This is a genomic window from Actinophytocola sp. (assembly GCF_036378875.1).
Lineage (GTDB): Bacteria > Actinomycetota > Actinomycetes > Mycobacteriales > Pseudonocardiaceae > Actinophytocola.
On the sequence record NZ_DASUVO010000049.1, the window covers coordinates 1 to 12,128 of the forward strand.

14 protein-coding genes are annotated in these 12,128 nt (G+C 67.9%); 9 read left to right on the top strand and 5 right to left on the bottom strand.

All coding sequences use genetic code 11. The features are described 5' to 3' along the window. The first annotated feature begins 1,044 nt into the window (after positions 1 to 1,044). From VF106_RS14425 to VF106_RS14435, 3 genes are all read left to right on the top strand, one after another. Entirely contained in the window at positions 1,045 to 1,806 is a 762-nt protein-coding gene (locus VF106_RS14425) for an FkbM family methyltransferase (protein WP_330840191.1), read from the top strand. A 78-nt stretch (positions 1,807 to 1,884) separates the two neighbouring features. Then, positions 1,885 to 2,112 (top strand): RNA-binding S4 domain-containing protein, encoded by a 228-nt coding sequence (locus VF106_RS14430; RefSeq protein ID WP_330840192.1) that lies wholly within the window; start codon positions 1,885 to 1,887, stop codon positions 2,110 to 2,112. Positions 2,113 to 2,241: 129 nt separating this feature from the next. Then, entirely contained in the window at positions 2,242 to 2,688 is a 447-nt protein-coding gene (locus VF106_RS14435) for a hypothetical protein (RefSeq protein ID WP_330840193.1), read from the top strand. Between the two features lie 370 nt (positions 2,689 to 3,058). Here the strand turns inward: VF106_RS14435 and VF106_RS14440 are convergent, their stop codons facing one another. Continuing rightward, complete coding sequence (locus VF106_RS14440; RefSeq protein WP_330840194.1) at positions 3,059 to 3,409, bottom strand: VOC family protein; 351 nt, start codon at positions 3,407 to 3,409, stop codon at positions 3,059 to 3,061. A gap of 61 nt (positions 3,410 to 3,470) precedes the next feature. Here VF106_RS14440 and VF106_RS14445 point away from each other — a divergent pair, with 61 nt between their 5' ends. The 5 genes from VF106_RS14445 (at position 3,471) to VF106_RS51175 (ending at position 6,861) form a co-directional block, all read left to right on the top strand. Continuing rightward, positions 3,471 to 4,001, top strand: coding sequence for a TetR/AcrR family transcriptional regulator (locus tag VF106_RS14445; protein ID WP_330840195.1), 531 nt, complete (start codon positions 3,471 to 3,473; stop codon positions 3,999 to 4,001). Between the two features lie 180 nt (positions 4,002 to 4,181). Continuing rightward, on the top strand, positions 4,182 to 4,331 hold the full coding sequence (locus VF106_RS14450; protein ID WP_330840196.1) for a hypothetical protein: 150 nt from the start codon (positions 4,182 to 4,184) through the stop codon (positions 4,329 to 4,331). Positions 4,332 to 4,407: 76 nt separating this feature from the next. Beyond that, a complete protein-coding gene (locus tag VF106_RS14455) occupies positions 4,408 to 5,469 on the top strand; it encodes a class I SAM-dependent methyltransferase (RefSeq protein WP_330840197.1) in 1,062 nt (353 codons plus the stop codon). 122 nt (positions 5,470 to 5,591) lie between these two features. After that, positions 5,592 to 5,783 carry a hypothetical protein gene (locus VF106_RS14460; RefSeq protein ID WP_330840198.1) on the top strand — a complete coding sequence of 64 codons (192 nt, stop codon included), beginning with the start codon at positions 5,592 to 5,594 and terminating at the stop codon, positions 5,781 to 5,783. A gap of 88 nt (positions 5,784 to 5,871) precedes the next feature. After that, complete coding sequence (locus VF106_RS51175) at positions 5,872 to 6,861, top strand: S8 family serine peptidase (RefSeq protein WP_330840199.1); 990 nt, start codon at positions 5,872 to 5,874, stop codon at positions 6,859 to 6,861. On the opposite strand, the gene VF106_RS14470 is transcribed toward VF106_RS51175, so the two are convergent. Both VF106_RS14470 and VF106_RS14475 read right to left on the bottom strand, forming a co-directional pair. Continuing rightward, the gene (locus VF106_RS14470; RefSeq protein ID WP_330840200.1) at positions 6,836 to 7,963 is read right to left on the bottom strand and encodes an alcohol dehydrogenase catalytic domain-containing protein; all 1,128 of its coding nucleotides are present in this window, start codon (positions 7,961 to 7,963) and stop codon (positions 6,836 to 6,838) included. The genes VF106_RS51175 and VF106_RS14470 overlap by 26 nt on opposite strands. Before the next feature lie 7 nt (positions 7,964 to 7,970). Next, positions 7,971 to 8,219: a 2Fe-2S iron-sulfur cluster-binding protein gene (locus VF106_RS14475; RefSeq protein WP_330840201.1), complete on the bottom strand. Its 249-nt coding sequence runs from the start codon at positions 8,217 to 8,219 to the stop codon at positions 7,971 to 7,973. 719 nt (positions 8,220 to 8,938) lie between these two features. Between VF106_RS14475 and VF106_RS14480 the strand changes: the two genes are divergently transcribed. Beyond that, positions 8,939 to 10,588: a peroxidase family protein gene (locus VF106_RS14480; protein WP_330840202.1), complete on the top strand. Its 1,650-nt coding sequence runs from the start codon at positions 8,939 to 8,941 to the stop codon at positions 10,586 to 10,588. Between the two features lie 88 nt (positions 10,589 to 10,676). On the opposite strand, the gene VF106_RS14485 is transcribed toward VF106_RS14480, so the two are convergent. Together VF106_RS14485 and VF106_RS14490 are read right to left on the bottom strand one after the other, a co-directional pair. Beyond that, positions 10,677 to 11,024, bottom strand: a complete 348-nt coding sequence (locus tag VF106_RS14485; protein WP_330840203.1) for an MmyB family transcriptional regulator — start codon at positions 11,022 to 11,024, stop codon at positions 10,677 to 10,679. A 15-nt stretch (positions 11,025 to 11,039) separates the two neighbouring features. Then, on the bottom strand, positions 11,040 to 12,104 hold the full coding sequence (locus tag VF106_RS14490) for a Gfo/Idh/MocA family oxidoreductase (RefSeq protein WP_330840204.1): 1,065 nt from the start codon (positions 12,102 to 12,104) through the stop codon (positions 11,040 to 11,042). Positions 12,105 to 12,128 lie beyond the last annotated feature (24 nt).

The window sequence follows — 12,128 nt, forward strand, 5'->3', positions numbered from 1 at the left end:
CATCCAGCCACGGGCCCCCGCACACCGAACTCCGGCACCGCCTGGCCTGGTCCCACTGGCGGCGCAGGCATCACAGCGCAGGCATCAAACCATGGCCCGGAACCATCACCGCCAGCGCAGCCACGCCCGCGCTACCGCACACCCGCCACCTCCGGCGTCCCAGCAAACTGCCACAAAGTCAGCGACCTACGACTGAAGGTTTAGTTAGTACTCCAGCGACACTTTGGACCCTGACGGCTGGAGGGTCACTTTCAACGACCTGCTGGGCCGGATCGCCGGCCGGTTCGGCCGCATCGAGCGACGGCGTTCGCGCGGCGGCAGCAGCGGGCGTCGCGCCGACCACCGCCATGCCGCAGAGCATGAGGGACGCGATCCCGACTCGCAGCAAGGAGGAGCAAGAGGCATTCATGGACATGAGCCTGCCTTTCTCGACGGTGACAATGGCGAAGTACGGGGCATCTCACTCGGGGTGGCTTCGCGATGCGCTCCGGATGTCCACGGTTCGTGTCTCTCTCCCGCCGCTCCGCACCCTGGAACAGAGGCGACGAACGGACGATGGCATCAGCGGAAGGGGTAGTCGGCTCTTCAGGACTGGGTGGCGGACGGCGATACTGTCACCGTCGTCGGGGGGCGGCGGGCAGATCTCCCAGCCCGCCACGAGCGCGTCGATGACGAGGGCCTCGGCTGTCGCGGAGTCACCCACCCGCGACGCCCGAACGAGCGCGCGATGGCTCCCGTAACGATCCGGGAGGACACGGTGCTCGACATCGTCCGGGACCCGGGCCTTGATCCAGTACACACAGCTCTGCCTCCCACAACCGAGTTAGCCGAGGCAACAGTCGGCGCGGTCACGGCCAACCTATTTGGACAGTCAAAAGGGACTCCCCTGATCCGACGACAGCTGTCACACGAATGGCTACGTTCAGTTCCAGTAGTCCTCGGTTGCGCCTCCCACTGGATAGTTTGAGTCGTTGGGCCGGGGCTGAGGTTCAGGGTCTCGGCGACACATGTCAGGCGTTCCGTTCCGCGCGGCAGGGTGAGTGGATGTTTGCTCGTGTCCGGGGGATCGTGCGCTCCCTGGTCATCTACTACGGCGTGCCGGGCAGGCGCCGGCGGGAGTTGCGCCTCTATCGCGAGTTCCTCCAACCGGGAGATCTTGCTTTCGACATCGGCGCCCACGTGGGCAGCCGGGTTCGCACGTGGCGGCGCCTGGGGGCGAAGGTGATCGCGGTCGAGCCGCAGCCTGACTGTCTGAGCGTCCTGAGGCTGTTCTTCGGGCGCGACCGAGGAGTGACCATCGTGCCGAAGGCCGTCGGTGCACGGCCGGGGCGGGCGCGGCTGGCCGTGTCCACGGCGACGCCGACGGTCTCGTCGATGTCGCCCGAGTGGATCGAGTCGGTGACGACGGACCGCGGCTTCGCCAGAGTACGGTGGGACCGCTCCGTCGTGGTGGAGGTGTCCACTCTCGACGAACTGGTCGCGGTGCACGGTGAACCGGCCTTCTGCAAGATCGATGTCGAGGGCTTCGAGGCCGACGTGCTGGCAGGGCTCACTCGACCCATCCGCGCGTTGTCGTTCGAGTATGTGCCGTCGGCGCACGATGCCGCCCTGGTCACGCTGGACAAAGTGGAGCGACTCGGTGGCTACGTCTACAACTACTCGCGTGCCGAAACGATGCGGCTCGCGAGCGAGCGCTGGCTGGACAGGGCTGACCTGGTTCGGCGACTCGAACACGTCCGCCCGCAGGGGCGCTCCGGCGACATCTACGCCCGCCTGCGGCGAACCGACGATGAGCGGCCGGCGTAGCGGCCTTCGCACCAGAGGTCGCAAGCCGCGAGTGAAGGATCGTAGCTCGAGCGGTGTGTTACCTGGGAGGATCGGCTCGTGACACGATCACCGATCCAGGACATTCCCGTTGCCGAGTTGCCGATTCGGCTGGGTCAGTTTCTCAAGCTGGCCGGCCTCGCCGAGCATGGTGCACACGCGCGGGAACTCATCGAGACCGATCAGGTGCAGGTGAACGGTCAGGTTGAGGTGCGAAGGGGAGCGCAGCTGCACGCCGGGGACGTGATCACGGTCGCGGGTCAGCGGGTCCGTCCGGTTGCGGAGTGATCCGGTCCGGACGGAAGGTCCGGACCGCGCCCTGCTGCGCGACCGGCGGTCCAGCATCGCCGGGAGCGGTCCTGCCGGGGCGATCCGTAGCGGGACCGGTCCCCGGGGTGCGGAGCTAGCTTTCGCGGCATGAACCCACTTCGTAATCCTCGGCCGTGGGTGCGGCTGCTGTCCGTCGCCGCACTCGGGTTTGGGCTGTGGCTGCTGCTCGTCCCGCGGATCGTCATGTACTACGTGGACGACGGCGGCGCGCCCTACGAAGTCGACGTCAAATATGCGTGGGGCAAGGGCACCAGCGACCAGACGATGATCCTGCCGCCCGAGTTCTTCGCCGAGACCGACCCGGAGATGGGCAGTGGCGGGACAGACGGGCTGATCACCAGCGTCCGGCTCAACTGCGGTCTCGTCTTCACCGCCGGGGACAATGAGGCGGACACGACCAGCGGCCCTGCGGCGTGCTCGGAGGTCGAGACGCCGCGGTTGATCGGTGGTATCGGGCTCGTCGTGCTCTCCGTCGCCGGTTTCGTGGTCGCCCGCCGGTTGGGGAGGCGCGTGGACAGCGTCCTCGAGACCTGACGACCCGCGGGTGTCGTGATAGCCCGCCTGCTCACATGACGTGGTCGCGCATTCGCTGGCAGTGGTGATCGCGCAGCCCGATGGCGGACGGTATGCCGGAACGCCGGAGGCCTGGACTGACCGCGATCAGCGACCACGCGAGGCGCGCCCTGCGGGGTCGCCCCGGATGCCGGCCCGGTCGCCCGCAGCCGCGTCGACGCCTACCTGATAGGTCCAGGGCAGGAAGAAGCGTGCCCGGTCGGTGGCAGCGTCGCGCACAGCCCGCTCGTCGGCATGGTCGGGCACCGACCGCCGTGTCCGGCAGGGTCGAGGCGCCACCCGGTGGCGCGGAGGGTAATCGAACGTTTCCCGATCAAACCATCCGTCGCTATTACGGAGCGGTCTGGTCTGTCGACTGGTCCATGACGTAGATGGTGCCCCCGCCCGGGTCCTGGTAGGTGGCCAGGAAGCCGCCGGGGATCTCCGATGGCTCCGCGACGACCACGAGTGCCTCCGGGCGCGCGGTGTGGAAGTCCTTGACGCTGTCGACGACGAACAGCGGCCCGACCGGGGCGTCGGGGTCGTTGGCGTCGAGCATGAGCTGCACGTCGGTGCCTGGCATGGCGAGGGCGACGGTCGTGTCGCCTTCGCGCCACATCTCGGTGAAGCCGAGACTGTCGCGGTAGAGGGCGAGGGAGCCCTTCAGGTCGGAGGTGGGGGCGAACAGAAATTCGAGCTTCATGGCCACACGTCCATCCGTCTCGTAACTGGACTACGGCTGAGCATAATCGCATTATGTACGTGTGCGCGAGTGGATCCCGGTATCGACCTCACCGAAGGGCAGGCTCGCGCTCGTCGCGGTCAGGGAGTTCGGTGCGCGCCCTTTCGACGAGGTCACGGTCGCCGAGTTGGCGTCCGCGGCGGACGTCACCACCGGTGCGCTCTACCACCACTTCGGCAACAAGCTCGGGCTCTACACCTTCGTGCGTGAGGACGTCGAGCGGCGCCTGCTGGACCGGATGGAAGGAGCGGTCGCGGCATCGGGGCCGCGGTCGGGTCGAGCGGCAGCAGTGATGTCCGCGTTGCTGGTTGGGCTGGACTTCGCCGTAAGCGAGGGTTTCCTTCGAATCCTGGGCGCCCCGCCCGCCGGTACGGACCACGACCGGCTGGCCGAGATGCTCAGCGGGAGCGTTGTCCCGGCGGCACCGCTTCTCGGCCGGGTGCTCGCGGCGGCCTGGCGTGCGGCATTGGCAGCGATCGCCGAAGGCGCGGAGCCGGAGCACGCCCGCGCCGCCATCGCGGCCCTCGGACTCCACCTGCCTGACGGCGAATGAATCCTCGGCGGTGGCTTCGGCGAACACGCGGTGCCGGACGAGACCTCAGGGTGCGTGTTCTGGTCGTGATCGCATGGGGTGACGAGGTCCTCACTCCGGGTTCGTGCAACCCGTCCGGCTAGGCTCCCCGCGTTCGCGATTGATCACAGCGCGGAGATCACGTATCCGCCCGCGCTCGATGTGGACCTGCTCACCGTGGTCGGGCACAAGATGTACGCGCCCAAAGGCATCGCCGCCCTCCGACTATCAGTGGGCCGCTGGAGCACCGCGGACGAGATCGACCGAGCCGCCGACCACATCGCCGCAGCCGCCCAGCAACTCCGGCTGTGATGTGTTCCCCCTCGGCGTATCGGGTGGGCCCGTGCCAATGTCCCTGGAACCCTGACCTCACTAGTATCCGGCGGATATGGACGCGAATGCGCTGGCTGACCGGCTGTTCCGGAATGCGACCGGGACGCTCGAACTGTATGCGGTCTATCTCGGCGAACGGCTCGGGCTTTACCGCATGCTCGCCGACGGGGAGGCGGTGACCTCCGGCGAGTTGGCCGCGCGGACAGGGGTTGCCGAGCGGTATGTGCGGGAGTGGCTCGAGCAGCAGGCTGTGACCGGGCTGGTCGAGGTCGACGACCCGCGGGCGGACGCGCTGGCGCGGCGCTACCGGTTGCCAGCCGAGCACGTGCCGGTACTCGCCGACGAGGACGACCTGCGCTACGGCACCCCGCTGAGCATTGACCTGGTGCGGACCGCGCGTCGTCTCGCAGCCCTGGTGGACGCCTACCGGGACGGTAGTGCACCGCCGCCGATCCCGTGGGAGCCGGAGGGGCGGGTGACCGTCAACCGCACGCGGTTCGTCAACCTGCTCGGCACCCGGTGGCTCCCGGCGGTGCCCGACGTCGACGCGCGGCTGCGGGCGGACCCGCCGGCCAGGGTCGCCGACATCGCCTGCGGCACCGGCTGGTCGAGCATCGCGATGGCGCAGGCCTACCCGAAGATCGTCGTCGACGGTGTTGACCTCGACGAGGACGCCATCGCCGCCGCGCGGGGCAGTGCCGAGCAGGTCGGCGTCGCCGACCGGGTGCGCTTCTCGGCCACCGACGCCGCGCTGCTGCCGTCGGCGAACCGGTACGACCTGGTGACGATCTTCGAGGCGCTGCACGACATGAGCCGGCCGGTGGCCACACTCCGCACGGCGCGGGACCTGCTGACCGACGGCGGAACGGTGCTCGTCGCCGACACCCGGACCGCCGAGGAGTTCACCGTGCCGGCATCCGAGCATGAGCGCCAGGCATACGGCTGGAGCCTGGTCAACTGCCTGCCCGGCGCGATGGACGACCCCGACACCGCGGCGACCGGCACGATCATGCGCCCGGCCACGCTGCGCCGCTACGCCACCGAAGCCGGCTTCACCGAGGTGCGGGTGCTGCCGATCGACACCGACTACTGGCGGTTCTACCAGCTGGTTCGGTGACCGAGGACAGACTCGGGGTGATGACGTCGAATCGGCGGCCGCTGTCGGTGTAGCCGGCGCTGCTGGCCACGACCCATCCACGCCGTCCGCTCGTGGGGTGTCGCGTATACCGAGCTCGCGGCGTGAGCACGCCGACCATCCGCGTTCTCTCGCTCGGTGCCGGCACGCAGTCGACAACGCTTGCGCTGCTCGCCGTGGTGCTCGCGGCCGGGGTGGTCGGGGCGCCCGGTGGTGGGGCGGCGCCGGCGGGCACGACCGGGCAACCGACCTGGGTCACGTTGATCACCGGGACCGGGTGGCGGTGCGGACCGTGAGCGGGCGGACCACGCTGGCTGTGACACTCGCGCCGAGAGCGAAGCCGGCGCCGTTCCAGAGTTCACCCAGGACGGGGACCGGTACGTCATGCCGGCCGACGCGGCGGCGCTGGTGCGGTCCGGCCGGTTGGACGACAAGTTGTTCAACGTCACCGGGTTGGTGCGGCAGGGGTACGACGACGCGCGCACGCCGAACATCCCGTTGCTGGTGAAGTCCTCCGCGCCGCCGGCCGGTGTGGGCAGGGTCGCGCGCACGCTACCCGCCCTCGGCATCACCGCACTGGAGGAGCTGAAGTCCGACACTTCCCGGTTCTGGCGCGAGCTGGCCGGAGGGCGGCAACGAGCGGCCGGTGTGGAGAAGGTGTGGTTGAACGCCAGGGTGCACGCCAGCCTCGACGAGAGCGTGCCGCGGATCGGCACGCCGGCGGCGTGGCAGGCCGGGCTCACCGGCCAGGGTGTGCGGGTGGCGGTGCTGGACACGGGCATCGACACCGATCACCCGGACCTGGCCGGCAAGGTCAGTGACAGCAAGGACTTCTCCGGGAAGGGGTCGGTCGAGGACGGCGACGGGGCACGGCACGCACGTGGCCTCGACGATCACCGGGTCGGGCGCGGCGTCGAGCGGCAGATACCGCGGCGTGGCCCGGACGCCACGCTCGCCGTCGGCAAGGTGCTCGACGACAACGGCGACGGCACGCTGGACGGCGTCCTCGCCGGGATGGAGTGGGGCCGCGGTCGGCCCATCGGGCTTCCACTCGCACATGTTGCTCGGGACGTCGTCCGCGCCTACATCGCCTTCTGTCCCGAAGGAAACCGCCAAACGGCACCTGCAGGACCTGAGGGCCGCGGTGCAGGAGATCGAGCAGCAGACCGCACAACCGCCCCGCGCCGGCGCGGGGGACGGTCCGGTTTCGGCGCAGTCGTGAGGACGCAGGTCGGTGTGGCAGACACCGCAGGCCTGAACGTCGAAGACGGTCTCGACGCCGACCGGTGTTCCCTTGCCGAGGGTGACGACGCCGCTCACTTCGTACGGCTTGGACAGTCCCTTTCGGTCAGATCTCGACGAGGTAGCTCGTGAAGCCGCCTTCACCGCTGGCGACACCGGAGATCGCGATGTTGATCTCGTCGAGTGGCCAGTTCTTTGGCTGGAGCACGGAAATGTCGATGACTCCGCTGCCCAGCAGCCCGGCGAGTTCGATGCCGTCGGCGGTGGTGAACCAGACCGAGCCGATGAGCTCCATCTGCTCGTCCATCCACCACGTCACGTCTACGCCGAGTACACCGGCCGTGCCGCTGATGTTGACGATGCGGCCGCCGCGTCGTACGCCGCGCATGGCGTCGCTCAGTGAGTCGAGTGAGGCGACGGCGCCCAGCGTGTCGACCATGAGGTCCGCGCCGCGGCCGGCGGTGTGTGACTTCACCCAGGACTCCGTGCTGCCGTCGTGGTTCGAGAAGATCTCGATCCGTTCCGGCGCGAGTGCGCGCAGCCGCTCCAGCAGCGGCACACCGCGAGCGACGGCGAAGACGCGGGAGACGCCGAGGGCCAGGGCTACGAGGGTGACGCCGACGCCGAGCGTGCCCGTCGCACCGTTGATGATCAGCGACTTGCCCGCGAGTTGGCCCAGTTTCTTGACCGCGGCGTAGGCGGTCCCGAGGTAGCCCAGCCGGGTCGCCTGCCGGAACTCGAGGTTGTCGGGGATCGGCACGAGTGCGCCCTGCGGGGCGAGCATGTACTCGCAGAACCCGCCGTACGGGTAGCGTTCGAACATCTCGAGGCTGTTGGGGTTGTAGCCGAAGTAGCCGCCCAACATCCAGTAGTCGCATTTCTGCGGCGCGCCTGACGTGCAGGCGTGGCATGCCCCGCACGAGCGGCCCGGGTTCACGTGGACGCGGTCCCCCGGCCGGACGTTCACGACCTGCTCGCCGACCTCGTGCACGACGCCGACCGGGTCGAGTCCGAAGACCGCCGGGCGTGGCGGCAGCGGCATCTGGGGATACCACGTCTCCCAGTTCGCGAGCACGTTGGCCAGGTTGGGCACCATGCCGCAGCCCTTCACGGCCACCACGACGTCCGTGCCGGCGGCACTCGGCCGTGGCACGTCCTCGACAAGCATCTTGTCGCCGACGGCGTGCAGCCGCGCGGCGCGCATCAGTTCACCCATCATCCTTCTCTCGGTCAAGGGGGGTTCAGTCCTCGGGCGCGATGGTCACGCGCACGCCGTCGAGGGCGGGGCCGAAGACGAGCTGGCAGGACAGGCGGGAGTTCTCTTCGAGGTGGTCGGACGCGTCGAGCAGGTCCTCCTCGTCCCGCGACCTGGGTGGGAGCTCGGCGCCGGCGGGCACGTCATCGATGTAGACGTGGCACGTGGCGCAGGACAGCGAGCCGCCGCAGATGGCCTGGACTTCCTCGGTCCCCGCGTTGCGGATGTTCTGCATGAGCGAGACTCTTCCTGAGCCAGTGGGAAGAAATCGGCAAGCTCCTGATAAGCAAGCTCCCTGGGCCACGTCCCCGGAGTCACCGCCCTCGACATCGGCGGGGTCGTGCTAGAACTCACCTACGGCGGCATATCGAGCTTCCTCCGCGCCAACACCGCGGGACAGATGATCCGACAGGTGCTCACCGCGTTCCGGCACTCCGCGCCACCAGCCCACCGAAAGTGACCACCCTTTCACCGACGACCTGACCAAGACCATCACTGGATGAAAATGACTCATTTCGACGGTTTATCGACGTGAACACATTGCGCATCCACGAAATGGACTTCCATGAGTAACTCAACAAGCCTCCTTGCCTTCAGGGAGTCGTCAACAGCTACCACACCGTAACCATCGACGCGGATCAAGCTCGGGACCTAGCACCGCGTAACGGCGGACATGAAGTGCGTTGATGCGCATGAATCAAGGAACCTCGGCCTCGTAGGGTTTATCCCGCTCGATCACGCAGCAACGGACTCCCGCGGGGACCATCATTCGGTATTGCCACCGATCCGGGCGTACGAGGTTCACATGGAGTGTTCGCACAGATACGGATCAGGAAAATCTCAGATTTTGGTCGTATGGTCGGAGTTTCTGGTACTACTGGAAGCAGGCACGCAGGGGGCGAGCCGTCTGGTTCTGTTCAACGGGACCGGTTCAGAATCTTTTGGGGGATACGCATGAAACGCCATGCTCGTGACAGCTTCTTCGTCGTCGGTGAGGGAGTCCTCGAGTTCGACCGGAACGATGTGGCGACGGCCCGCGAACCGTTGACTGTCGAGGAGTTACGCAGGTTCCGGTTCTCTCGGCTCGGCCCCAAGGGCGTGCAGATCGACGAGGCCACCAGGATCGCGCTGGCTACGGCGATGACAGACCCGCAAGCCATCCAACCCGACTCGGTGGATCCGTCCATCCCGGCTGGCTTCACTTACCTCGGCCAGTTCGTCGACCATGACCTGACCCTGGACCGGACCGAGGCGCAGCTGGGCGAGGACGTCAACCTCGACGAGTTGGTTCAGGGCCGGTCGCCGGCGCTGGACCTGGACTCGGTATACGGTCGTGGGCCAGCCGACCGGGACGACCGAAAGTTCTACAACGAGGACGGTGTGACGCTCAAGCTGGGCAGGACCACAGCGGCGCCCTTCCCCCCGAACGACCAGGGGGTGAGCGTCGAGTTGGACGGGTTCGACCTGCCTCGGGTCGGTGGCACCGAGGGGACGTTGGCGGACCGCCGGCTGCCGCTCATTCCGGACACCCGCAACGACGAGAACCTCGTGATCGCACAGACCCACCTGGCGTTCATCAGATTCCACAACCAGGCCGTCGAGGAGCTCGCCCTCAAAGGGCTGTCCGGGCGGCGACTGTTCAACGCGGCGCGCGAGCAGGTCGTCCGACACTACCAATGGATGCTGCGCACCGATTTCCTGCCGCGCATCGTCGACCCGGCGATCGTGACTGACGTGTTCACGAATGGTCGCCGGTTCTTCGAAGCACGGGGTCGCCAGGGGATTCGGCCGACGATGCCACTCGAGTTCGCGGTCGCGGCCTACCGCCTCGGCCACAGCATGGTCCGCGGTGCCTACGAATGGAACCGGGTGTTCAACAGCGGCGGCCCCGGCCCACTCGGCACACTCGAGCTGCTGTTCACCTTCACCGGCGTCGCCGGCAATTTCGGGGGTGGCGACCTGGACGACCCCAACTCGGGAATCGTCGACCGGCTGCCGACCAACTGGATCGCGGACTTCCGCCGGCTCTATGACTTCAGTGCGGCCGGCCGGCCGGACCTGGCGCCTCCGGCCACGACCGGTGGCAACGTCACCAAGCGCATCGACACCCTGCTGGTCGACCCGCTCAGGAACCTGCCGGCAGGCACGTTCGGTGGCCGGGGCACACAGTTCCCCGAGATCCAGCGCAACCTCGCGTTCCGCAACCTCACCCGCGCGAACATGGTGGACCTCGCCAGCGGTCAACAGATGGCGAAACGGTTCGGTGTCGCACCACTGTCCAGCGAACAGATCCTGCGGGGCAACCAGGGCGCGAGCCTCGACACACTCACCGATGAACAGAAATCCGTCGTCACCACCGCGACCCCGCTGTGGTTCTACATTCTGCGCGAGGCGGAGTTCAACGCCGGGCGACTCGGTGCCGTCGGCGGCCGAATCGTCGCCGAGGTGTTCCACCGTTCCATGGAGGGCAGCCGAATCTCCATCGTTCGCGACCCGTCCTGGCGGCCGATCTTCGGCCCGGACAACAACACCTTCCGCATGACCGACCTGATGCTGTTCGCCTTCGAGGGCAAGCCCGACCTGCTCAACCCCCTCGCCGACTGATCACTACTCCGCCCAACCGATCGGGGTGCCTCGGGACATCTCTCGAGACACCCGATCGGTTCAACTTCCGCCAGTGAGCCAGCTGGGTCTATCTCATCATGGGATAGACCCCGGTCTCCGGTGCGTCGTGGTCCGTTTCGGCCTGAGTGCCGGTGTCGGGCGAGGTCGCGGCCCAGGAGGCGAGGAGGGTGAGGGCATGGGCGGTCGGTAAGTCGGGTTCGGCGGCGTACATCGTCATGGTGAGATCGGGTTCGGCCCGCAGGTCGAGGCTTTCGTAGGCGAGGATGAGATCACCGACGACGTGGTGATGGAAGTGTTTGACACCGGTGCCGTGGGTGCGGACGTTGTGGGCGGCCCAGCGGCGGCGGAAGTCGTCGCTGCGCGTAGACAGTTCGCCGACGAGGTCGTGCAGACCCTTGTCGCCGTGCCGCCGCAACCGGCCCCTGACCTGTCACGCGTCGGTGTTCAGTTGTACAACCCGACGTTCCCGGCCGGAAAGATGGGCAGCCTCGATGACCCGCATCGTCTGGATGGCGTCGGCCGGATCGACCGGATACGGTGCCTCGTCCCGTAGCGCGTGCAGAACCTGGGCGTAGAAGTCCTGGTAACGACCAACCTCGGTGGGCACGGATTCGAGATCCTCGTTCACGCCAAGTGTTCCGGAGTCGGCGGCCGGCTCGACGCCCCATCCCGGGTCACCGGGACGCAGGCCGGCGATGATCTGCGGTTCCTGAACGTCCAACCCGTACTTGGTGAACGTGGCGCGGTCGCCGAGAACCCGGAAGCGGGGATTGCGGGTCCCGGCCAGGGCGGATGCCCACAGGTGGGAGCGGACGCCGGTGACATGCCGCAGCGCGACGAAGACATCGTCGTCGACCTGGACACCGGCCCGGCGCCGATCAAGCTCGGCGTAGACCTCGGCGACCGGGCCGAACAACCGCAGCGCCTGGTCGACGATGTGCGCACCGAGGTCGTAGAGCAGCCCACCGGCCTCGGCCGTATCACCGAGTTCCCGCCAGTTGTCCCTCGGCGTGGGCACCCACCGGTCGTAGCGGGACTCGAACCGGAAGACCTCGCCGAGCCGGCCGGAGTCCAGCACCTTGCGCACGGTCAGAAAATCCGAGTCCCACCGACGATTCTGGAACACGGTGAGCCCGACACCGGCCGCCCGTGCCGCGGCCGTGATCCGCTCGGCCTCGATGACGGTCGGCGCGAACGGCTTGTCCACCACCAGCGGCTTGCCCAGCTCGATCGCCCGCATCGCCAGCGGGACGTGCGTGCGGTTCGGTGTGCTGACCACTACCAGGTCCAGCTCGCCGGCCCGGTCGAACAGGTCCTCCGACCGCGACACGACCTCCGCCTCCGGGTAGTCAGCCCGAGCCGCCGCCGCGCGTTCGGCGTTGCCGGTGACGATCACCGCAGGCGTCAGCCCGGGTGTCGCCGCGACCAGCGGCGCGTGGAACACGCGCCCACCAATGCCATACCCCAGGATCCCGACCCGTGCGTCATCAGCCACGGACCGATTAAACAACAGAGTTGT

Bases quoted from the DNA above. Each gene is read 5' to 3' on its own strand.
- VF106_RS14425 (WP_330840191.1), top strand. From the start codon at position 1,045: ATGTTTGCTCGTGTCCGGGGGATCGTGCGCTCCCTGGTCATCTACTAC.
- VF106_RS14435 (WP_330840193.1), top strand. From the start codon at position 2,242: ATGAACCCACTTCGTAATCCTCGGCCGTGGGTGCGGCTGCTGTCCGTC.
- VF106_RS14440 (WP_330840194.1), bottom strand. From the start codon at position 3,409: ATGAAGCTCGAATTTCTGTTCGCCCCCACCTCCGACCTGAAGGGCTCC.
- VF106_RS14455 (WP_330840197.1), top strand. From the start codon at position 4,408: ATGGACGCGAATGCGCTGGCTGACCGGCTGTTCCGGAATGCGACCGGG.
- VF106_RS51175 (WP_330840199.1), top strand. From the start codon at position 5,872: ATGCCGGCCGACGCGGCGGCGCTGGTGCGGTCCGGCCGGTTGGACGAC.
- VF106_RS14475 (WP_330840201.1), bottom strand. From the start codon at position 8,219: ATGCAGAACATCCGCAACGCGGGGACCGAGGAAGTCCAGGCCATCTGC.
- VF106_RS14480 (WP_330840202.1), top strand. From the start codon at position 8,939: ATGAAACGCCATGCTCGTGACAGCTTCTTCGTCGTCGGTGAGGGAGTC.